The 22,120-nt window shown below is 71.7% G+C and carries 13 protein-coding genes; 4 read left to right on the top strand and 9 right to left on the bottom strand.

Annotated elements, in window-relative coordinates:
• Positions 1-419 precede the first annotated feature (419 nt).
• The 8 genes from FSYMDG_RS10675 to uvrC all read right to left on the bottom strand — a co-directional run bounded on the left by FSYMDG_RS10675 (position 420) and on the right by uvrC (position 14,026).
• Entirely contained in the window at positions 420-2,924 is a 2,505-nt protein-coding gene (locus FSYMDG_RS10675; protein WP_043606039.1) for a mannose-1-phosphate guanyltransferase, read from the bottom strand.
• 11 nt (positions 2,925-2,935) lie between these two features.
• The gene (locus FSYMDG_RS10670; RefSeq protein ID WP_013873517.1) at positions 2,936-3,601 is read right to left on the bottom strand and encodes a CDP-alcohol phosphatidyltransferase family protein; all 666 of its coding nucleotides are present in this window, start codon (positions 3,599-3,601) and stop codon (positions 2,936-2,938) included.
• A gap of 93 nt (positions 3,602-3,694) precedes the next feature.
• Positions 3,695-4,774: a C40 family peptidase gene (locus tag FSYMDG_RS10665; protein WP_347176560.1), complete on the bottom strand. Its 1,080-nt coding sequence runs from the start codon at positions 4,772-4,774 to the stop codon at positions 3,695-3,697.
• Positions 4,775-5,334: 560 nt separating this feature from the next.
• Positions 5,335-8,139 (bottom strand): aconitate hydratase, encoded by a 2,805-nt coding sequence (locus FSYMDG_RS10655; RefSeq protein ID WP_013873515.1) that lies wholly within the window; start codon positions 8,137-8,139, stop codon positions 5,335-5,337.
• A 487-nt stretch (positions 8,140-8,626) separates the two neighbouring features.
• Entirely contained in the window at positions 8,627-9,622 is a 996-nt protein-coding gene (gene whiA, locus FSYMDG_RS10650; RefSeq protein WP_013873514.1) for a DNA-binding protein WhiA, read from the bottom strand.
• Entirely contained in the window at positions 9,619-10,842 is a 1,224-nt protein-coding gene (locus tag FSYMDG_RS10645; RefSeq protein WP_013873513.1) for a gluconeogenesis factor YvcK family protein, read from the bottom strand. Before FSYMDG_RS10645 ends, whiA begins: the two co-directional genes overlap by 4 nt.
• Positions 10,839-11,711 carry an RNase adapter RapZ gene (gene rapZ / locus FSYMDG_RS10640; RefSeq protein ID WP_013873512.1) on the bottom strand — a complete coding sequence of 291 codons (873 nt, stop codon included), beginning with the start codon at positions 11,709-11,711 and terminating at the stop codon, positions 10,839-10,841. The genes FSYMDG_RS10645 and rapZ overlap by 4 nt, the downstream gene beginning before the upstream one ends.
• Positions 11,708-14,026: an excinuclease ABC subunit UvrC gene (gene uvrC, locus FSYMDG_RS10635; protein ID WP_013873511.1), complete on the bottom strand. Its 2,319-nt coding sequence runs from the start codon at positions 14,024-14,026 to the stop codon at positions 11,708-11,710. Before uvrC ends, rapZ begins: the two co-directional genes overlap by 4 nt.
• Before the next feature lie 592 nt (positions 14,027-14,618).
• Here uvrC and FSYMDG_RS10630 point away from each other — a divergent pair.
• Complete coding sequence (locus FSYMDG_RS10630; RefSeq protein WP_013873510.1) at positions 14,619-15,032, top strand: SsgA family sporulation/cell division regulator; 414 nt, start codon at positions 14,619-14,621, stop codon at positions 15,030-15,032.
• Between the two features lie 79 nt (positions 15,033-15,111).
• Here FSYMDG_RS10630 and uvrA read toward each other — a convergent pair whose 3' ends face one another.
• Positions 15,112-18,099, bottom strand: a complete 2,988-nt coding sequence (gene uvrA / locus FSYMDG_RS10625; RefSeq protein WP_013873509.1) for an excinuclease ABC subunit UvrA — start codon at positions 18,097-18,099, stop codon at positions 15,112-15,114.
• A gap of 225 nt (positions 18,100-18,324) precedes the next feature.
• Here uvrA and FSYMDG_RS10620 point away from each other — a divergent pair, with 225 nt between their 5' ends.
• The 3 genes from FSYMDG_RS10620 (at position 18,325) to hemC (ending at position 22,082) form a co-directional block, all read left to right on the top strand.
• Positions 18,325-19,002 (top strand): MBL fold metallo-hydrolase, encoded by a 678-nt coding sequence (locus FSYMDG_RS10620; RefSeq protein ID WP_013873508.1) that lies wholly within the window; start codon positions 18,325-18,327, stop codon positions 19,000-19,002.
• Between the two features lie 37 nt (positions 19,003-19,039).
• Positions 19,040-20,923, top strand: a complete 1,884-nt coding sequence (nhaA, locus tag FSYMDG_RS10615; RefSeq protein ID WP_013873507.1) for a Na+/H+ antiporter NhaA — start codon at positions 19,040-19,042, stop codon at positions 20,921-20,923.
• Between the two features lie 223 nt (positions 20,924-21,146).
• The gene (gene hemC, locus FSYMDG_RS10610) at positions 21,147-22,082 is read left to right on the top strand and encodes a hydroxymethylbilane synthase (RefSeq protein ID WP_043603433.1); all 936 of its coding nucleotides are present in this window, start codon (positions 21,147-21,149) and stop codon (positions 22,080-22,082) included.
• The last annotated feature ends 38 nt before the right edge of the window (positions 22,083-22,120 follow it).

The following is a 22,120-nucleotide window of genomic DNA, read 5'->3' as shown; positions in this document are numbered from 1 at the left end:
ACCGGCCAGCTCCGACACTCCTGTGAAGCCTGCGACGTGACGAACGCCGCCCGCACCGCCGCCGGCCCGGCTGGCGCGTCCGGGCTCAACCCTACGGCCGACCAGCCACCCGGCGGGCCGAGCGTAGCGGGGCATCGCAACCCGCCGCAATGCGACACCGCGACGCACCCGTCCACAACGCCCATATCCGGCATACCCTCGCGGAGCAACCACGCCTGCGGATGAGCCTCCTCGATGATCACCGCCAGGTGACCACCGAGCCACGAGCGGACGCCGCCCCCCGACGCAGCACCCCCGCAACATCACAAAGCACCCTCACCCGCGGATGACTCCCCTCGGCGATCGCCCGGTGGCGATCGCCGAGCCACCGCCCCACACCAGCCCGCGAGGCAGGGGTCCCCGCATAATCGCTCTCGCGATTATGCGGGAGAAGCCGTAGGGGAGGCGATGACGGCGCTCCAGCGCTGGAGGAGCTGGTCGGCGTCGGTGGCGGCGCTTCCCTCGGCCCACAGGTGGGTGACGGCTTCGGCCGGGTCGGGCAGCACCAGCACCCAGGAGCCGTCCGGCCGTATCACCCGGACACCGTCGGTGGTGTCGATCGTGCATCCCCCGTCGGGGTCGACCGATTCCACGATCCGGCGCATCACCGTCCCCTTGGTTGCCCACGGTGTCGCCACGGAACGGCGCAGGACGGAGACCGGTGGAATACGCGCGTCGATGGCGCTGAGGGTCAGCTTGGTCCGGGCGACCAGGGCGGCCAGCTTGACGAACGCGGCCAGGCCGTCGATCGCGGAGGCGAACTCGGGGACGACGAAGCCCCCGCGGCCGTCCGCGGCGAAGACGACGCCCGGGTCGGCCGCGGCCCGGGTCAGGTCGGCGGCGGACAGCGACGTCCGTCGCACCGTCAGCCCGTGGAAGCGGGTCACCTGGTCGGCGACCCGCGTGGTCGTCACCGGCAGCACGACCTCGGCCCCGCGGTTCTCGGCGGCGACCAGGTCGAGGAAGACCAGCAGCGCGCGCTCGTCATCGATCGGGTCACCCCGCTCGTCCACGATCGTGATCCGTTCGCCGATGTGGTCGAAGCGGACCCCGAACGCGGCCCGGGAGCTGGCCACCAGCTCGCCGAGCCGGTCCAGCGCGTGCCGGTGACGGGCATCGGGCGGATGGGTCTGGACGGTCTGGTCCAGCCGGCCGTTGACGGTGAGCGCGTCCACCCCGAGATGTCCCAGCAACGTGGGCAGGACCAGCGCCGCCGTTCCCCCCGCCGCGTCGATCACGATCTTCAGGCCGGCCTCGGCCAGGCCGGAGGTGTCCACCCGGTCGAGCAGGTCCCGGGCGTAGCTGCCGGCGGTGCGGGCCGGGAAACGCAGCTCCCCGATCTCGTCGGGGAAGGCCCGCCGGAACTCCTGGCGGTTGACGACCCGGTCGAGCGTGCGCTGGACGGCGGGGGAAAGGTCGCTCCCCTCGGCGTCCAGGAAGATGATGTCGACGCGTTCGGCGTCCCCCGCGGTCGCGCGGATGACGACGCCGCCGGCCGCGTCGGAGGAACGGACGTCGAAGCGGACCAGCGGCATCGGCGCGACCTCCAGGTCCCGCACGTCGATCGCGCTGGCGGTCAGCGCGCTGGTCACCGCGCGTTTGAGCGCCCGGGCGGCCCGGGAGGTGTCCCGGGCGGTGGTCACCGTCGAGCCCTTGCGCAGGGTCGTGGCGTACGCGCTGCCGAGCCGGACCACCAGCTCCGGTGTGATCTCGACGTTGACCAGCCCCGACACCCCGCGGGGGCCGAACAGCGAACGCTGCCCCCGGGACTCCCAGATCACGCTGGTGTTGACGACCGCCCCGGCCTCGATCGTCTTGAACGGGTAGATCTTGACGTCGTGGGAGACGAACGCCTCCTCCTCGATCACGCACTCGTCCCCGATGACCGCGCCCTCCTCGACCCGCGCGGCCCGCAGCACGTCGGTGCTCTTGCCGATCACACAGCCGCGCAGGTGCGTCCGCGGCCCGATCTGGGCGTTGTCCTGGACCACCGCCCGGTGCAGGAAGGCCCCGGACTTGACCATGACGTTGCTGCCGACGACGGTGAACTCACGCAGTTCGGCGCCGGCCTCGACCTTGGTGTAGTCGCCGACGACCAGCGGTCCGGCGAGCAGCGCGTCGGGGTGGACGTCGGCGTCCCGGCCGATCCACACCCCCGGCGAGACCTCGAACCCGCCGATGTCCACGTCGACCTTGCCGTCGAGCACGTCGGCCTGGACCCGCAGGAAGCTGTCGAGGGTGCCGACGTCCTCCCAGTAGCCGGCGACGACGTGGCCGAACAGCGGTGCCCCGGCGGCGACGAGCTTCGGGAACACCTCACCGGACCAGTCCACCCGCTCGCCGGGGGGAACGTGGTCGAGAACCTCCGGTTCCATGACGTAGATGCCGGTGTTGACCGTGTCGGAGAACACCTGCCCCCAGGTCGGCTTCTCCAGGAAGCGGGCGATCCGGCCGTTGTCGGAGGTGATGACGATCCCGAACTCCAGCGGGTTCGGGACGGACTTGAGCGCGACGGTGACCAGCGCCCCGCTCTTGCGGTGGTGGGCCATCAGGGCGGTCAGGTCGATGTCGGTGAGCGCGTCCCCACTGATCACCAGGAAGGGGTCGTGGCGCAGCGCGTCCTGCGCGTTCTTGACGCTGCCGGCGGTTCCCAGCGGCGTGGTCTCGGTGGCGTACGACAGGCGCATCCCCAGCTCGTCGCCGTCACCGAAGTAGGCGCGGACGTGGGCGGCGAGGAACTGCAGGGTGACCACGGTCTCGTCGACCCCGTGCCGTCGCAGCAGCCGCAGCACATGCTCCATGATCGGCCGGTTGACGACGGGGAGCAGCGGTTTGGGCTGGTTGGCCGTTATCGGGCGCAGCCGGGTCCCCTCCCCGCCCGCCATGACGACGGCTCTCACCGGCCCACCTCCGCGTCCAGCCGGCCGGCTTCCTCCGGCTGCCCCGGATCCCCGCGCGGGCGCAGCGGCGGCCGTGGGCCGCGGGCCGCCCGGACGAGCCGGCGCAACTGCACGCCGTAGAGGATCCCCGACCACCAGTACAGGGCCGCGCCCCAGACGGCGAACGCCCAGCCGAACGGACGGGAGGCGGTGGCCAGCCAACCGTCCCCGGCCGAGAGCAGCAGCAGCGGGAAGGCGTAGAGCAGGTTGAAGGTCGCGGCCTTGCCCAGGTAGTGCACGGGCAGCGCCGGGCCGTAGCCCAGCCGCCGCAGCACCGGTGGTATGGCGACCGCGATCAGGACGTCCCGGCCGACGAGCAGCGCCGCGAACCACCAGGGGACGATGTCACGCAGCGTAAGAGCAATGATCGTCGCGAAGATGTAGAGACGGTCGGCGAGCGGGTCGAGCAGGGTGCCCAGCCGACTGGTCTGCCCGAGTGCCCGGGCGAGCTTGCCGTCGAGGTAGTCGCTGACACCGGCAAAGGCGAGAACGCCGAGCGCCGCCCCGTCGGCGTGGGGTCCCAGCGCCAGCCACAGGAAGACGGGGACCCCGACCAGCCGCAGGGCGGAGAGCAGGTTCGGGATCGTGAGCACCCGGTCGGAGGGGGCTGCCGTAGCGGCCACGCTCGGCACCTCCTCTCCGGTAGGACGGCAGGGCGGTGACGCCGCCCACCGCACAGGGAGAAGGTTAGACGACGAGCGGCGGCCAACCGTGCTCTACAGGAAACGTCCCACCCAGTAGGTGCTGGTGTAGATGGGCTGGAGGTTGATGGTCCGCCCGGTCTGGGGAGCGGCCCACATATAGCCGTTGCCCGCGTAGATGCCCATGTGCGTGATGTTGTCCGGTGAGCCGAAGAAGATCAGGTCGCCGGGCTGCTTGGCCGCCTTGGGGATGTGGATGGAGGCGTCGTACTGCTGCTGCGCCGTGCGGGGGAGGTAGCGGCCGAGCTGTTTGAACACGTACTGCGAGTACCCGGAGCAGTCGAAGGCGTTGGGGCCGGCCGCGCCGTAGACGTAGGGCTTGCCCTTCTGCAGCGAGGCGAGATAGACGATCTTCTGGCCGATGGAGCTGCCCGGGATGACCGTGGGGGTCGTCGTCGACCTGCCGGTGGTCGAGCCGGTGGCCGAACCGGACGTCGTGGGGCTGCGCACCGTGACGGTGGTCGCATTGGCCAGGGACGGGCGCAGGGCGTTGGTGCCGTCGAACACCGCGGTCAGCGTCGTGGTGGACAGCAGCCGCGTGCTGATCTTCGCGGTTCCGCTGGCGTCGGTCTGTAGCTGGGCGGTGGTGGTCCACTGCGGCCCGTTCGCCACCGCGATCCGGATCCGCTGGTTGCTGACGGGCTGGTTGGTGCCGATCTGGGTGGCGCGGACGGTGAAGACGACGGGGGCGTCCGGGGCGATGGTCGTACGGTCCGGGGCGATCGACACCGCAGTGAGGGTCGGATCCGGGTCGCCGATCCGGCTGGCCAGCCCGACGGCGGACGTGGCCGGGGTGCTTGCGCGCGACCCGCCGCCGATCACCGAGGCGGTGGTGGCGGTGGTGGCGGTGGGCTCCAACGAGGCGTTGCCACCCGGGCCCGGCATCGTCGCGGCAAAGCCCGCGGTCGACGCGGCCAGGGTCCCGGTCGTGACCGCGGCGATGGTGGCGACCCGGCGGGACTGCGGGCTCAGCCAGATCCGGCGGTACAGGGATTCGTGATCGGCTTCGTCCACCGATGCCTGATCACGATGGCGACCGCGACCAGCGGATTCCCCGCTCGCGGGGAAGCGGATCACGCCACGTGGGAGCAACACGTGTTCCTTCCCGTACGCCCGCAAGGCACCGCGATCCCTGACTTTCGAACCATGACGTGGACATGGTTCGGTGACGATTCGGGGCAAATCGTCAGGATCGGGGGGCCTCGCTCCTACCTTTGGCTACTCGGAGGGGACATCGGATCAGGGCAGGACTGGGCGTTTCGATCCGACGTGTGTGTCTTCTGGGGGACAGAGACACTGGGCTGGCACTGGGTCTCTGGGGTGCGCTGATGCTGTGTCAAACGATATCGGGTGGCACGCATGGGGACGCAACACCCCCAAAGCAAACAGTCCGGCACACTCATCTCATGATCCGGCGTAGTCCCGGTATTGATGATTACGTTCGGTTGTGCGTTCCCTCAGGCACTCTCCGTGAGAGAGACGGCCCGCCACCGTCCAGACGGGCTCTGACCCCCGGCCGGGGCGAACGCGCAAAGGCCGCCGAGAGCCTCTGCAAGCACTCTCGGCGGCCTTGTCGCACCGGTCCCGGCACCCGTCGCCCGCCCCCGCCCGCGCGGCGCGCGGTGACAGCCCGGGCCCCGTTGCCCGGTCGCGTGCTACTGGACCAGCAGCGAACGCAGAACGTAAGGCAGGATGCCGCCGTTGCGGTAGTACTCCGCCTCCCCTGGCGTGTCGATACGCACGACCGCGTCGAAGCGCCTGTCGTCCGCCTGGACGGTGAGGGTGGCGGTCCGCTCGTCGACGTCCGCGAGCCCGACGATGGTGAACGTCTCCTCCCCGGTCAGGCCGAGCGAGGTGACCGACTCCCCGGGCGGGAACTGCAGCGGCAGGACCCCCATCCCGATCAGGTTGGAGCGGTGGATGCGCTCGTACGACTCGGCGATCACGGCGCGGACGCCGAGCAGCGCCGTGCCCTTGGCCGCCCAGTCACGCGACGAGCCCGAGCCGTACTCCTTGCCGGCGAGGATGACCAGCGGCACCTCGGCGGCGGCGTACTTCTGCGCCGCGTCGTAGATCGCCAACTGCTCGCCGTCGAGCAGGTAGCGGGTGACCCCGCCCTCGACGCCGGGCACGAGCCGGTTACGCAGCCGGATGTTGGCGAACGTCCCGCGGATCATCACCTCGTGGTTGCCCCGGCGGGAGCCGTAGGAGTTGAAGTCCTTCGGGTCGACCCCGTGCTCGACGAGATAGCGACCGGCCGGCGAGTCCCGCTTGATGGAGCCGGCGGGCGAGATGTGGTCGGTGGTCACCGAGTCGCCCAGCAGCGCCAGCACCCGGGCGCCGACGATGTCCGGGCGCGGCGCCGGCGTCGCCGAGATCCCCTCGAAGTACGGGGGGTGGCGGACGTAGGTCGAGTCGGGGGCCCAGGCGAAGGTCTGGGAGACCTCGCCCCCGTCGCCGGTAGGCAGCGACTGCCACTGCTTGTCCCCGGTGAGGTCGCCGTAGTCCTCGGTGAACATCTCCGAGCGGATCGCGTCGCCGACCACCTCGGCGACCTCGGCCTCGCTCGGCCAGATGTCCCGCAGGTAGACCGGGTTGCCGGCGCTGTCGGTGCCGAGCGGGTCGCTGGTCAGGTCGATGTCCATCGTGCCGGCCAGCGCGTAGGCGACGACCAGCGGCGGGGACGCCAGGTAGTTCATCTTGACGTCCGGATTGATCCGGCCCTCGAAGTTGCGGTTGCCGGACAGGACGCTGACCACCGCCAGGTCACCGTCGTTCACACCCTGGCTGATCTCCTCCTGCAGCGGGCCGGAGTTGCCGATGCAGGTGGTGCACCCGTACCCGACCAGGTTGAAGCCGAGTTTGTCCAGGTACGGAGTGAGCCCGGCACGCTCGTAGTAGTCCATGACGACCTTGGAGCCCGGGGCGAGGGTGGTCTTGACCCACGGCCTGCGGGTCAGGCCGCGCTCGACGGCGTTGCGGGCCAGGATCGCCGCGCCGATCATCACCTGCGGGTTGGAGGTGTTCGTACACGAGGTGATCGCGGCGATCGCGACCGCACCGTGGTCGATCTCGAAGCCGGTGCCGTCCGCGAGCGTCACCCGGGTCGGGTTGGACGGGCGGTCGGCGACGTCACCGGCGACACCGTTGGACGACACGGGCGCGTCGCCGGCCTTGTCCGCGAACGCGGCCGCGGGGTCGCTGGCGGGGAAGGACTCGGCGCTGGCCTCGTCCGCGCCACCGTTGACCAGCGCGGCCGGGGCGGTCGCGGAGGAGCCGGCGTAGTTCGTAAGCGCCGTGCGGAAGGCGGTCTTGGCGGTACGCAGGGGCACTCTGTCCTGCGGGCGCCGCGGCCCGGCCAGCGACGGCTCGATCGTGGACAGGTCGAGCTCAAGGGTGGTCGTGTACACCGGCTCGTGGCCGGGATCGTGCCACAGCCCCTGCTCCTTGGTGTAGGCCTCGACCAGGTCGATCTGCTCCTGGGGACGGCCGGTCAGCCGCAGGTAGGCCAGTGTCTCCGCGTCCACTGGGAAGATCGCGCAGGTCGAGCCGTACTCGGGGCTCATGTTGCCGATGGTGGCCCGGTTCGCCAGCGGGACGTTGCTCACGCCCTCGCCGTAGAACTCGACGAAACGGCCGACCACACCGTGCTGGCGCAGCTTCTCGGTGATGGTGAGGACCAGGTCGGTGGCGGTGGTGCCGGGGACGAGCTCGCCGGTGAGCTTGAAGCCGACCACGGTCGGGATGAGCATGCTGACCGGCTGGCCGAGCATGGCGGCCTCGGCCTCGATGCCGCCGACACCCCAGCCGAGCACCCCGAGCCCGTTGATCATCGTGGTGTGGCTGTCGGTGCCGACCAGCGTGTCCGGGTAGGCCAGCCGGCCGTCGGAGGTGTCCCTGGTGAAGACCACCCGTGCGAGGTACTCCAGGTTGACCTGGTGGACGATCCCGGTGTTCGGCGGGACGACGGTGAAGTTGTCGAAGGCCGCCTGGCCCCACCGCAGGAACTGGTAGCGCTCACGGTTGCGGCCGAACTCCAGCTCGGCGTTGCGGGCGAAGGCGTCCGCGCGACCGAAGACGTCCGCGATGATCGAGTGGTCGATCACCAGCTCGGCGGGCGCCAGCGGATTGATCTTCGCCGGGTCCCCGCCGAGGGCCACCATGGCCTCGCGCATAGCGGCGAGGTCGACCACGCACGGCACCCCGGTGAAGTCCTGCATGATCACCCGAGCCGGTGTGAACTGGATCTCCTGGCTCGGTTCGGCGGCCGGGTCCCATGACGCGAGCGCGTTGACATGATCGGCCGTGATGTTGGCACCGTCCTCGGTGCGCAGCAGGTTCTCCAGCAGGACGCGCAGGCTGTAGGGCAGCCGGTCGGCTCCGGGCACCGCGTCCAGCCGGCGGATCGTATACGTATGGTCACCGACTTTGAGATGACCTGTGCTGCCGAAGCTGTCCATATCTCCTCCTTGCCGCGTTCCCTCGCGGACCATCCTGGCGTGTGCCGGGCCTTTCGGGCCTGCGTCAGAGAGAAGAAGCATGCTCTCACCGACGTGGTCAGGGCCCGCGGGGCCGACGGTTGCGCCGGCGGAGCCGATGATCGCGCTCCGCCGGCCGGCCGCTGCTTTTCCGATCGTCGCCACCGGTCGTCATCCGACCGCCACCTGACCGCCACCTGACCGCCACCCAGGTGCCACCCAGGTGCCACCTTGCCGTCACCTGGCTGTCACCCGATTGCCACGACATCTCTATCCGACTGCCACCTGATAGCCGGTGGTAGCCGTCTAGTTGCCGTCTGATCGCCCCATCCGGCCATCCCGGCGGAGACGGTAATATCCCTTTTACTTAGTATTGCTAAGGATATACCAGCCGGCACCGCTGACGCGCCGAGCTCCGCATCCGCGACAGCACGGAAAGACCATGATCGCGTAGTTGGTGGCCCGTTCGCTAGGCGTTCTCGAGAAGATCCGGAGAGACACTCGCCTCGGTGTTCGGCAGCCCGAGCGCGTGCGCCCGCTTGTCCGCCAGCGCGAGCAGCCGCCGGATACGGCCGGCCACCGCGTCCTTGGTCAACGGCGGGTCCGCGAGCGCGCCCAGCTCCTCCAGGGACGCCTGCGCGTGCTCCAGACGCAGCCGGCCGGCCGCGAGCAGATGACCGGGCGCGTCGTCCCCCAGGATCTTCAACGCCGCCTGGACCCGGGCCCCGGCCGCCACCGCCGCCCGCGCGGAACGGCGCAGGTTGGCGTCGTCGAAGTTCGCCAGGCGGTTCGCGGTCGCCCGCACCTCCCGGCGCATCCGACGCTCCTCCCAGGCCAGCAGGCTGTCGTGGGCGCCGATCTTCGTCAGCAGCGCGCTGATCGCGTCCCCGTCCCGGATCACCACCCGGTCCACCCCGCGCACGTCCCGGCTCTTGGCCGCCACCCCCAGCCGCCGGGCCGCGCCGACCAGCGCGAGCGCCGCCTCCGGCCCCGGCGAAGTGATCTCCAGCGAGCACGACCGGCCCGGCTCGGTCAGCGAGCCGTGCGCCAGGAACGCCCCGCGCCACGCCGCCGCGGCATCACAGGACGCGCCCGTGACGACCTGCGGCGGCAGCCCGCGCACCGGCCGGCCCCGCTGGTCGAGCAGCCCGGTCGACCGGGCGAGCTGCTCACCGTCGCGTTCCACCCGGACGATGTAACGCACCGACCGGCGCAGCCCGCCGGCGGCGAGCACCGCGATACCGGACGGGAAGCCGAAGACCTCGGCGATCTCCCGGCGCAGCCGCCGCGCGGTGGCACCCGCGTCGAGCTCGGCCTCGACGACGATACGGCCGCGCACGATGTGCAGCCCGCCGCCGAAACGCAGCAGCGCGGCCATCTCCGCGCGGCGACAACACGGCTTGGCCACCCGCAACCGGCTGAGCTCGTCCTTGACGGTGGCGGTCATTGCAGCCACACGAATCATTCCTCACCTTCACGCGACCGGCCGGCGGTGGCGGGGCCACCGCGCGTCCCACCGGTCGATGCCGCCTCGTCGCTGACAAGCTCGTCGTTCCCGACCGGCCGCCCGGCGCCTGCCCGCGCGCCACCGGACGCGGCGCCGGTCGAGGGCCCGGGGCCCGATCGGAAGATCTCTGTTCTTCCTGCATGCTCTTCCCGCCCCGGCCGCCCCGGCCGCCCCGGCCGCCCCGGCCGCCCCGGCCGCCCCGGCCGGCTGCCCGGCGTCAGCCCGAACACCGTCTCGAACGCGGTGGCCAGCCGTCGGGGGTCGTGCCGCGGTTCGCCGGGATGAGCGACGGGCACCAGGTGCAGCCGCGCCCCCAGCTCGGCCGAGGCGCGGGCGAGCGCGACCGGGTCGGGCACCGCGTCGGGATCGGCGATCACCACGTCGAGGGCCAGCTCCGGCGCGTGTGTCCCGATGACCCGCAGGTGCTCCTCCGGTGGGTAGCCCTCGGTCTCACCCGGCTGCGGCACCAGGTTGAGCACCATGACCCGGCGGGCCGGCGAGCCGAGCAGCCGGTCGGTGATCTCGGGCACCAGCAGGTGGGGCAGCACGCTGGTGTAGAGCGACCCCGGGCCGAACACGATCCACTCGGCGGTGTCGATCGCGGTGAGCACCTGCGGGCAGGCTGCGGGCTTGGCCGGCTGCAGACACAGGCTCACCACCCGCCCGGCCGTGGTGGCCACCGCCGCCTGGCCGCGGACCTCCACCGTGGCGTGCGGGTCGGCCGGATCGAGGCCGGCGACCCGGGCGACGATGTCGATGCCGTCGTCGGACAGCGGCAGTACCCGGCCGGCCACCCCCAGCAGCCTGCCGGCCAGGTCGAGCGCGTCCACCGGGGAGCCGTGCCGCTCGGCGAGCGCGGTGAGCACCAGGTTGCCGACGGCGTGCCCGGCCAGCGGCCCGTCCCCGCCGAACCGGTGCTGGAACAGCTCCGCCCAGGTGGACGACCAGGTGTCCGGGCCGGCCAGGGCGGCCAGCGCCATCCGCAGGTCGCCCATGGGCAGCGCGCCGAACTCGGCCCGCAGCCGACCCGACGAACCCCCGTCGTCACCCACAGTCACAACCGCGGTGAGGTGGTGGGTGATGCGCCGCAGCGCCCGCAGGGACGCGGCCAGCCCGTGCCCCCCGCCAAAGGCCACCACCGCGGGGCCGGGCAGCGGCGCCTGATCGATGACGGTCACTCGCGCCCCAGGTCACGGTGCACCACCCGGACGCCGACGCCGTCCCCGGCGAGCCGCCCGGCGAGCTGTTCGGCCACTGCCACACTGCGGTGCTTGCCGCCGGTACAGCCCACCGCGAGCGTCAGATACCGCTTGCCCTCACGCACATATCCCTCCCCCACCAGCCGCAGCAGCGCCGCGTACTGTTCGACGAACTCCTCCGCCCCGGGTTGCTCGAGGACGTAGTCACGCACCTGCGGGTCACGGCCGGTGTACGGCCGCAGTTCCGCCACCCAGTGCGGGTTCGGCAGGAACCGGCAGTCGGCCACCAGGTCGGCGTCGAGCGGAAGACCGTACTTGTAGCCGAAGGAGACCACCGTCGCGGCCAGCCTGGTCCCCGACGGCTGGCCGAACGCTGCGTCGATCTTCGTGCGCAGCTCGTGGACGTTGAGGTCGGTGGTGTCCAGCACCAGGTCGGACTCGCCGCGCAGCTGTGCCAGTAACGTGCGCTCGCGGCTGATGCCGTCGACCACCCGGCCGTCGCCCTGCAGCGGATGCGGCCGGCGGACATGGTCGAACCGGCGCACCAGCGTCTCGTCCGCGGCCTCCAGGAACAGCACCCGCGGGTGCATGCCGCGGGCGGAGTGCGCGTCCAGGGTCGCGCGCAGGTCGGAGAAGAACGCCCGGCCTCGGACGTCCACGACCACCGCGATGCGGTTGACCGCACCCTGGGAACGCAGCCCGAGCTCGGTCATGGTGGCCAGCAGCGCCGGCGGCAGGTTGTCCACGACGAACCAGCCGAGATCCTCCAGACACTTGGCCGCGGTGCTGCGGCCGGCTCCGGACAGCCCGGTGATGATGGCGAGCTCGAGTGGCGCGGCGGAGGTCATGTGGGAACACCCCGTGTCTGTGTGGCGTCGGGACCGGGGTCAGGGGCGGTGGCGCGGGCGGTCGTGGATGGCGCGGGGGTGCCTGCCTGGGTCACGGATGGCGGGGCATCCGCACTGTCCAGGATCTCTCCGGTGTACGGGTCGACCGCGCCCGGGGTGGCGTCCGCGCCGCCGGGGCTGGTGGGAGCGAGCGCGTCCACGATCGCCCGGGCCGTGTGCCGGCCGATGCCCGGCACCTCGGCGATCTGCTCGACGGTGGCCTGCCGGATCCGCGCGAGCGAGCCGAAGGCGCGCAGCAGCGCCTTGCGGCGGGTCTCCCCGAGGCCGGGAATGTCGTCGAGGGCCGAACGGACCATGCTCTTCGAGCGTTTCTGCCGGTGGTAGGTGATCGCGAACCGGTGCGCCTCGTCCCGGATCCGCTGCAGCAGGTACAGCGCCTCGCTGGTGCGGGGAAGGATCACCGGATCCTCCTCGTCCGGCAGCCAGACCTCCTCCAGGCGCTTGGCCAGCCCGCACAGGGCGACCCCGCCAGGGCCGCTGTCGATGCCGAGCGCGTCGAGGGCCCGGCGCGCCGCGGCGACCTGCGGTGGGCCACCGTCGACGACGACGAGGTTCGGGGGGTAGGCGAAGCGCCGCGGCCGGCCGGTGGTGGGGTCCAGCGCGGCGCTGGCAGCCCCTGGCGCCGTGCCGGGGGACCCTGCCCCGGCTGCCGGCCTGGCCGGCGTGGCCGCCTCGGGGGAGCCCGGCGGCGCCGGTGCGCCCGACGGGTCCGACGGGTCCGGGGCGTCGGCGCCGCCGACGGGATCCGCGAGGTCCGGCAGGCCCGCGAACTCCCCGGTCCGGGCCTTCTCGGCGAGGTACCGGCTGAACCGCCTGGTGATCGTCTCGTGCATGCTCGCGACGTCGTCCTGCCCGTCGACCCCGCGGATGGCGAACCGCCGGTACTCCGACTTGCGCGGCAGCCCGTCCTCGAAGACGACCATGCTGGCGACGACCTCGGTGCCCTGCAGGTTGGAGATGTCGAACGACTCGATCCGCAGCGGCGGGTCGGCGAGGCCCAGGGCGTCGGAAAGCTCCGACAGCGCCCGGCTGCGGGCGGAGATGTCGCTGGCCCGCCGCATGCGGTGCAGGGCGAACGCCTGCCTGGCGTTGTGCTCGACGGTCTCCATCAGGGTGCGCTTGTCCCCGCGCCGGGGGACCCGCAGGTCGACCCGGCCGCCGCGGGCGATGCCGAGCAGGTCCGCGACCACCTCCGTGTCCGGTGGCAGCTGCGGGACGAGCACCTCCCGCGGGATCTCGTTCGTCACCCCGGTGCCCACCCGGCCCGCGCCCGCGGACGGCGCGCTGGCCCCGGCGCTGGCAGGAGAGGCGCCCGTGCTGTCGGAGAGGTACTCCTGGGTGAGGAACTGCTCGACCAGCTCCCCCGTCGTCAGGTCCTCGATCTTGTCCACGACCCAGCCGCGCTGGCCCCGGACCCGCCCGTCGCGGACGTAGAAGATCTGCACGGCGGCTTCGAGCTCGTCCTGGGCGAACGCGACGACGTCGGCGTCGGTGCCGTCGGGCAGGACGACCGCCTGTTTCTCCATCGCCCGGCGCAGCGCGCCGATGTCGTCGCGCAGCCGGGCCGCCTGTTCGTAGCGCTGCTCGGCCGCGGCCTCGCCCATCTCGCGCTCGAGCCGGCGGATGTAGCGGCCGGTCTGACCCGACATGAAGTCGCAGAAATCCTCGACGATGCGGCGGTGCTCGGCGGCGTCGACCCGGCCGACGCACGGCGCCGAGCAGCGGTCGATGTAGCCGAGCAGGCAGGGACGGCCGATGCGGGCGGCCTGTTTGAACACCCCCGTGCTGCACGTGCGCGCCGGAAAGACGCGCAGGAGCAGGTCGAGCGTCTCCCTGATGGCCCACGCGTGGGCGTAGGGGCCGAAGTAGCGGACGCCGGGGCGCTTGGCGCCGCGCATCACCTGCAGGCGCGGGAACTGCTCGTACAGGGTGACGGCGAGGCTCGGGTAGCTCTTGTCGTCCCGGTATCGGACGTTGAAGCGGGGATCGAACTCCTTGATCCACGTGTACTCGAGCTGAAGGGCCTCGACCTCGGTCGATACGACGGTCCAGTCGACCGAACTCGCGGTCGTCACCATGTGCTGGGTGCGGGGGTGCAGGTTGTGGATGTCGGTGAAGTAGTTCGACAACCGGGCGCGCAGGTTCTTCGCCTTGCCCACGTAGACCACACGGCCGTGCTCGTCGAAGAACCGGTACACCCCCGGGGTCTCCGGAACCGATCCCGGCGCGGGACGGTAGGACGCCGGATCAGCCATGAACCGAGCCTACGGCGAGCCGGATCGGCACAGAACAACACCTCCACGTAACCATTTCACCACGCTGAGCACTTAACCGTGCGGGGTGGCCGTGACCTGGGGCGCGAGCGCGCCCGGCGGTGAACGCGGGCAGGCATATCTCACAGCTCGCGGACACCCGCTCACCGCGCCCGGCGGGAAGCGGTGCAAGGGTCCATGCTCGAAGACCATGAGCGGTGTGCGAAGCATGATCCGTCGGACGCTCGGTGGCGGATGGGTGTGGTGGGCCGGACGTGGGCGCGCTTCCGGCCGGCCGGGGGAAGCCTGGTTGGTGAGGCACGGCCAGCAGGGCGAAGCGCGGCCGGCGGAACAGGGCCGATATGATCGACGGAGCCGGCCGGCCCTGTACGGCCGGCGGAGTCGACAGACGCCTTCCCCACGACATCGAGATGACGACCTCCCCGGCCAGGGTCCCGCAGTGTCGGTGCCGGCCTTGTCCCGGCTGGTCCCGAACAGGTCCCGCCACGCTTTCCGGGTGGCGTCTTGCCTGACTGGCTGTCACCCTCGATACCGCGGTGCACAGCGTCGCAAGACGACGAAGGAGGCACGACGGATGCAGGTGGAGGACGTGACCACCGAATTGGTCGTCGATGACGCACCTTCCCGCGGGCGGCTGACCGTGCTGCAGGTGAACTGGCGACGGGCCGACCCGCTCGCGGTGACGTTGGAGCTCATCTCCCGACCTGATCACCCCGCGCTGCCCCGCGGGACGTGGGTGGTACTGCGTGACGCGCTGCGGGCCGGGCTGGACGTGCCCACCGGCACCGGCGACGTGCGGATCACCCCCGAACCCGAGCGTGGCTGTATTCGTCTCGATCTGACCGCTGGTGAGCTGCACTCCGCCGTCCGACTGAGCATGGACGCTGCCCGGGCGTTCCTCGACGCGACCGAACGGGTCGTTCCCCGCGGGCAGGAACGCGCCGCCGAGGAGTTGGACGCCGTCCTCGCGAACCTGCTGGAGAACTGATCCCCCGTCCCCCGACGGAGCCCTCCCCGTCAGCCGCCCGTGACCTCGCGGGCGGCTGACGGCGAACCCGCCGCGGGGGCTATCCCGCCACGGCATCCGCGGCGGGGCGCAGTGGGGTGCGTGGCGACCGCTGACCTGAGACGGCCCCCCGCGCGGCCGGGGTTTTCGCCGAGGATGCCGTGGCCGGAGGCAGCGCCATGGCGTTGCCCTGGGCCGTGTCCAGGCGCTGCCCGAAGATCTCCCGCAGGAAGAGGCCGGTGTGGCTCTCCTCGATCGCCGCGACCGTCTCGGGCGGCCCCTCGGCGACCACCCGGCCGCCGCCGGTGCCGCCCTCCGGCCCCATGTCGATGATCCAGTCGGCGGTCTTGATGACGTCCAGGTTGTGCTCGATGACGATCACCGTGTTGCCGGCGTCGACCAGCCGGCCGAGGACCCCGAGCAGCTTGCGGATGTCCTCGAAGTGCAGCCCGGTGGTGGGCTCGTCCAGGACGTAGACGGTGCGTCCGGTGGAGCGCCGCTGGAGCTCGGCGGCGAGCTTGACCCGCTGCGCCTCGCCACCGGACAGCGTCGGCGCCGGTTGCCCGAGGCGGACGTAGCCCAGCCCCACGTCGTCGAGGGTGCGCAGGTGCCGGGCGATCGCGGGAACGGCGGCGAAGAACTCCGCGGCCTCCTCGATCGGCATGTCGAGGACCTCGGCGATGCTGCGGTTCTTGTAATGGACCTCCAACGTCTCCCGGTTGTACCGGGCGCCCTGGCAGACCTCGCACGGCACGTACACGTCCGGCAGGAAGTTCATTTCGATCTTGATCGTGCCGTCGCCGGCGCAGGCCTCGCACCGGCCGCCCTTGACGTTGAACGAGAAGCGCCCGGGCAGATAGCCGCGGACCTTGGCCTCGGTGGTCTCGGCGAACAGCCGCCGGATGTGGTCGAAGACGCCGGTGTAGGTGGCCGGGTTCGAGCGCGGGGTGCGCCCGATCGGTGACTGGTCGACCCGGACGGCCTTGTCGAGATGCTCGACACCGGTGACGGTGCGGTGCCGGCCCGGCACCTCCCGGGCGCCGTTGAGCCTGTTCGCGAGCACCGTGGCGAGGATGTCGTTGACCAGGGTCGACTTGCCCGAACCGGAGACGCCGGTGACCGCGACGAAGCAGCCGAGCGGGAATGACACCGTCACCTCGCGCAGGTTGTGCTCCCGGGCGGCGTGGACGGTCAGCGCGCGGCCCCTGGTCGGCTGCCGCCGGATGTCGGGCACCGGGATCTCACGGCGGCCGGACAGGTACGCCCCGGTCAGCGAGGCCTCCGCGGACAGCAGCGCGTCCACCGAGCCGGAGACGACGACCTTCCCGCCGTGCTCCCCGGCTCCGGGGCCGATGTCGACGACCCAGTCGGCGGCCCGGATCGTGTCCTCGTCGTGCTCGACGACGATCAGGGTGTTACCGAGGTCCCGCAGCCGTACCAGGGTCTGGATGAGACGGCGGTTGTCCCGCTGGTGCAGCCCGATCGAGGGCTCGTCGAGCACGTAGAGGACGCCGACCAGCCCGGAGCCGATCTGGGTGGCGAGCCGGATCCGCTGCGCCTCACCGCCGGCCAGGGTGCCGGCGGCCCGGTCCAGCGAGAGGTAGTCGAGGCCGACGTCGAGCAGGAACGCCAGCCGCGCGTCGATCTCCTTGAGCACCCGGCCGGCGATCGTGCGCTCTCGCGCGGTGAGCTCGAGGGTGCGCAGGAACCCGGCGCACTCCCCGATGGCCATGCCGGCGATCTCGGCGATCGACCGGCCACTCAGCGTCACCGCCAGCGACTCGGGTTTGAGCCGGGCGCCGCGGCAGGCCGAGCAGGCGACGTCGCGCATGTAGCCCTCGTAGCGCTCCCGGCTGCTGTCCGACTCGGCCTCGCGGTGGCGGCGCTGAAGGAAGGAGACGACGCCCTCGAAGGCCGTGTAGTACTGGCGGGAGCGGCCGTAGCGGTTGGTGTAGGAGACCTGGACCTCGGTCTCGCCCCGCCCGTACAGCACCGCCTTGCGGGCCCGTTCCGGCAGCCCCTCCCAGGGGATGTCCATCCGGAAGCCGAGGTCGGCGGCGAGGGCCTCGAGGAGCCGGGTGAAGTACTCCTTGTTGTGGCCGGCCGACCAGGGGGCGACCGCGCCGGCCGCCAGCGACAGCGACGGGTCGGGGACGACCAGGTCGGGGTCGACCTCCTTGCGGGTGCCCAGGCCCGAGCAGTGCGCGCAGGCGCCGTACGGGGAGTTGAAGGAGAACGACCGCGGCTCGAGCTCCTCGAACGACAGGTCGTCGTACAGGCAGGCCAGGTGCTCGGAGTACATCCGCTCGCGGTCGGGGTCGGCGGGGTCCCGGTCGACGAAGTCGACCAGTGCCAGACCGCCGCCGAGGCCGAGCGCGGTCTCGACGGAGTCCGTCAGGCGCTGTTTGGCGGACGCCTTCACCGCCAGCCGGTCGACCACCACCTCGATGGTGTGCTTGCGCTGCTTCTCCAGCTTCGGCACGTCGGTGAGCGCGTGGACGCCGCCGTCGACGCGCACCCGGGCGAAGCCCTTGGCCTGCAGCTCCGCGAACAGGTCGACGTACTCGCCCTTGCGTCCCCGCACGACCGGGGCCAGCACCTGGAACCGGGTACCCGCGGGCAGCTCGAGCAGGCGGTCGACGATCTGCTGCGGGGTCTGCCGGGAGATCGGCCGGCCGCATGTCGGGCAGTGCGGCCGGCCCGCCCGCGCGAACAGCAGCCGCAGATAGTCGTACACCTCAGTGATCGTCCCCACGGTGGAACGGGGGTTGCGCGAGGTCGACTTCTGGTCGATGGAGACCGCCGGTGACAGGCCCTCGATGAAGTCGACGTCAGGCTTGTCCATCTGGCCGAGGAACTGGCGGGCGTAGGCCGACAGCGACTCGACGTACCGTCGCTGCCCCTCGGCGAAGATCGTGTCGAACGCGAGGCTGGACTTGCCCGAACCCGACAGACCGGTGAAGACGATCAGTGAGTCCCGCGGCAGGTCGAGGTCGACGTCACGCAGGTTGTGCTCTCGCGCGCCGCGCACGACGAGACGGTCTGCCATCGTGGGAATCCTTCGCGCTCTGCTCTGGGGACGGGACCAGGCTCGGGGCCAGGCCAAGCGTGGGGCCTGGGACCAGGGACCGGCCGTGCCACGGCCGGACGTGGCATCCGCCGCGCCTGCCATGCTACGGACCGGCTCCGACAGTTCCGGAGCGGAGGATGCCGGAGCGGAGGATGCCGGAGCGGAGGATGCTGAACCCGCACAACCGACAGCCGACGAGGGATGATGGGACACGAGATCAACGGCGACGGCTACACCGGCGCGGTACGTGTCGGTGGGCCGGCGGACGTCCGGACGCTGCCCGAACTGACCATTTCCAAGGTCGCGGTCGGCCCGATGGACAACAACGCCTACCTGCTGCGATGTGCCACGACGGGCGAACAACTCCTGATCGACGCCGCGAACGAGCCCGACACGCTGCTGGCCCTCGTCGATGACGGCGGCCTTGCGACCGTGGTGACCAGCCATCGCCACGGCGACCACGTGCAGGCGCTGTCCGCGGTGGTCGCGGCCACCGGCGCGCGCACGGTGGCGCATCCCGACGACGCCGGCGCCATCCCGGTGGCGACCACGACCCTGGTGCGCGACGGCGACGAGGTGACCGTCGGCGAGGTCACCCTGCGGGTCATCCACCTGGTCGGACACACCGCCGGCTCCATCGCGCTGCTCTACGGCGCCGGTTCCGCGGCACCGCATCTTTTCGCCGGTGACTGCCTTTTTCCCGGTGGTCCGGGCGCCACGTTCGGGGATCCCGTCGCGTTCAGATCCCTCATGGACGATCTGGAGAGCAAGGTCTTCGGCCCGCTGCCCGACGCCACCTGGATCTACCCGGGCCACGGCCACGACACCACCCTCGGCGCGGAACGCCCCCACCTCGCCGAATGGCGTGCCCGCGGCTGGTGACCGGCCACCCCGCCTTCGGCGAACGAGAATCGGTGGTGTGGCGGAACCGGACCGGAGGGCAGGCCAGGCGCTCGCGGGCAGGACCCCGTGGCCGGGCGGCCGGTCGCCGCTGCGGGAGTTCCTGCGCACCGAGACCGGCGGTGCCGCGGTTCTGCTGGCGGCGACGCTCGCCGCCCTGATCTGGGTGAACGTCGCCGCCGCGTCGTACGAGACGGTCTGGGGAACCGAACTGTCGATCGAGATCGGCCACCGGGGCGTCGCGCAGAACCTGCGGGAATGGGTCACCAACGGGCTGATGGCGCTTTTCTTCTTCGTCGTCGGGCTGGAGACCCGGCGCGAGTTCGACATAGGCGAGCTGCGAGAACGCCGCCGCCTCGCCCTGCCCGTCGTGGCCTGTCTGGCGGGGATGGCCGTACCCGTCCTGATCTACCTGGCGGTCAACGCGGGGGAACCGTCCGCGCGTGGCTGGGGGATCACGATGTCCACCGACACCGCCTTCGCGCTGGGTGTACTCGCCGTCGTCGGGCCACGCTTCCCCGAGCGGCTGCGGACGTTCCTCCTGACACTCACCGTCGTCGACGACTTCGTCGCACTCGTCGTCATCGCCGTCTTCTACAGCGAGGACGTCGTCTGGAGCGCGCTCGCCACCGGGCTCGGCATCTTCGCGGTGATACTCGCGGCGCGGGTGGCGGGCATGCGCTCCGGTCTGGGATACGCCGCGCTGGGGTTCGCGTCCTGGGTCGCGCTGTTGCGCTCCGGGATCGACCCGATCGTCGTCGGGCTCGCGATGGGCCTGCTGACCTACGCCCACCCGGCGGAGCGCGGCGACCTGGAGCGCGCCACCGACCTGTTCCGGTCGTTCCGCGAGCAGCCGACACCGGAACTCGCCCGCAGGGCCCGGGTCGGCGTCTGGTACGCGATCTCGCCGAACGACCGCCTCCAGCAGATCATCCACCCGTGGACGAGTTACCTCGTCGTCCCGCTGTTCGCACTGGCGAACGCCGGGGTCGAGATCAGCGGCGACGTCCTCGGCCGCGCGCTGCGCTCACCCGTGACGCTCGGCATCATCGCCGGCTACCTGCTCGGCAAACCGGTGGGCATCGTCGGCTCGGTGTGGCTGGTCAGGGCGGTCACCCACGGCCGGGTACGCCTGCCCGTCGGCTGGGACGCGATCACCGGTGCCGGGGCGCTCGCCGGGATCGGCTTCACCGTGCCGCTGCTGATCGCGACGGTGGCGTTCACCGGCGAGCGCCTTGCGGAGGCGAAGATCGGTATTCTGGCGGCGGCGCTCGCCGCGTCCGTGCTCTCCTGGATCGTCTTCCAGGTGGCGGGCATGTTGCCGGCGCGGATGCGGGCCCGCGCCGAACGCGGCGTATCCGAGATCATTATCGACCTCGCCGAGCCCGTCGACCCGGAGCGCGACCGGATCCGGGGGCCGCTCGACGCCCCGGTGACCCTCGTCGAATACGGCGACTTCGAGTGTCCCTACTGTGGCCGGGCCGAGGCCGTCGTCCGCGAACTGCTCGCGGATTTCGGCGATCTGCGCTATGTCTGGCGGCACCTGCCGCTGACGAAGGTGCACCCCCATGCCGAGTACGCGGCCATCGCGGTCGAGGCCGCGGCCGAGCAGGGCGCGTTCTGGGAGATGCACGACCTGCTCTTCGATCGCCAGTCGGCCCTCACGGTCAGGGATCTGCTGCGGTACGCGGGCGAGCTGGGGCTCGACCTCGAGCGGTTCCGGGCCGACCTGCGCGCCAGGGCCGGTGCCGACCGGGTCGAGCGCGACATCGCCTCCGCCGACGTCAGCGACGTCTCGGGAACGCCGACGTTCTTCATCAACGGCCGGCGCCACCACGGCGCCTACGACGCCGCGACCCTCACCCTGGCCATAACAGCCGCCCGCCAGACGGTCAGGCAATGACGGACGGTGACGGAAAGCCCGGAGCGGCCGTAACCACGGCCGGCCCGGCCACTGTCGCCTCGGACACAGACGCGGGCCCTCCGCCGTGCCGTTGCGGCAGAGTATCCGACCGGGAGCAGAGCATCCTCCGGGCGTGGCCCGTGGACGGGCCGCGGGCCGGTGGGTGCGACACTCAGGTGGGCTCGGGGCGCCTGTGGCGGCCCGGAGAACTAGCCTGGTGGCCATGTCCGCATCCCGGCTGATCCGCATTGGTACCCGTTCCTCCCCGATGGCTCTTGCCCAGGCCGAGCGGGTCCGCGCGGAGCTGACAGCCCTCAACCCCGATCTCACCGCCGAGATCGTGCCCATCACCACCAGTGGGGACAGGTGGACCGGTCCGCTGTCCACGCTCGGTGGCAAGGGTGCCTTCACCAAGGAGGTCGACGAGGCACTGCTCGCCGGCCGTGCCGATCTCGCCGTGCACTGTATGAAGGACGTCCCCGGCGACCGCCCGGTCCCGGCCGGCACCGTCTTCGCCGCCTACCTGCCCCGGGACGACATCCGCGACGCCCTGATCCACCCCGGCGGCCGCACGCTCGACCAGCTGCCCGCCGGCACCCGGGTCGGTACCTCCGCCGTGCGCCGGATCGCCCAGCTCGCCCAGTCCCACCCGCATCTGGAGACCGTGCCGATCCGCGGCAACGCCAACACCCGGCTGGCCAGGCTGGACGACGGCGCGGCCGACGCGCTGCTGCTGGCCGTCTCCGGCCTGGAGCGCATCGGCCAGGCGGGCCGGATCACCGAGATCCTCTCGGCGGAGACGATGTGCCCGCCGATCGGCGCCGGCGTGCTCGGCCTGCAGTGCCGCGAGGACGACACCGACACCGCCCAGCTCGTCGCCGGCATGGACGACATCGACGCCCGGCGGCAGGTCACCGCCGAGCGCATGCTCCTGCACGTCCTGCAGGGCCACTGCAACTCGCCGATCGCCGGGCACGCCCACACCGAGCCCGACGGGCGGCTGTCCCTGCGGGCGAAGGTGTTCAGCCCCGACGGCAAGACCGTCCTGGACGCCCACGAGTGGGGCCCCGGCACGGACCCGACCACGCTGGGGGCGTCGGTCGCGGTGGCGCTGCTCCGCCAGGGCGCCCAGGACCTCCTGAACGCCATCCCGCACTGAACGGATCCTTCCCCGATCCGTTCGGTGCGGTCGCGGGC

The sequence above is a fragment of the Candidatus Protofrankia datiscae genome, assembly GCF_000177615.2.
GTDB classification, from domain to species: domain Bacteria; phylum Actinomycetota; class Actinomycetes; order Frankiales; family Frankiaceae; genus Protofrankia; species Protofrankia coriariae.
Note: the sequence above shows the minus strand (reverse complement) of the source record. Positions and strands in the feature narration are given on the sequence as shown.

Coding starts and splice junctions, on each gene's coding strand:
- FSYMDG_RS10655 (WP_013873515.1), bottom strand. CDS start 8,139: ATGGACAGCTTCGGCAGCACAGGTCATCTCAAAGTCGGTGACCATACG.
- uvrC (WP_013873511.1), bottom strand. CDS start 14,026: ATGGCTGATCCGGCGTCCTACCGTCCCGCGCCGGGATCGGTTCCGGAG.
- uvrA (WP_013873509.1), bottom strand. CDS start 18,099: ATGGCAGACCGTCTCGTCGTGCGCGGCGCGCGAGAGCACAACCTGCGT.
- FSYMDG_RS10620 (WP_013873508.1), top strand. CDS start 18,325: ATGGGACACGAGATCAACGGCGACGGCTACACCGGCGCGGTACGTGTC.
- FSYMDG_RS10675 (WP_043606039.1), bottom strand. CDS start 2,924: ATGGCGGGCGGGGAGGGGACCCGGCTGCGCCCGATAACGGCCAACCAG.
- rapZ (WP_013873512.1), bottom strand. CDS start 11,711: ATGACCTCCGCCGCGCCACTCGAGCTCGCCATCATCACCGGGCTGTCC.
- whiA (WP_013873514.1), bottom strand. CDS start 9,622: ATGATTCGTGTGGCTGCAATGACCGCCACCGTCAAGGACGAGCTCAGC.
- hemC (WP_043603433.1), top strand. CDS start 21,147: ATGTCCGCATCCCGGCTGATCCGCATTGGTACCCGTTCCTCCCCGATG.
- FSYMDG_RS10630 (WP_013873510.1), top strand. CDS start 14,619: ATGCAGGTGGAGGACGTGACCACCGAATTGGTCGTCGATGACGCACCT.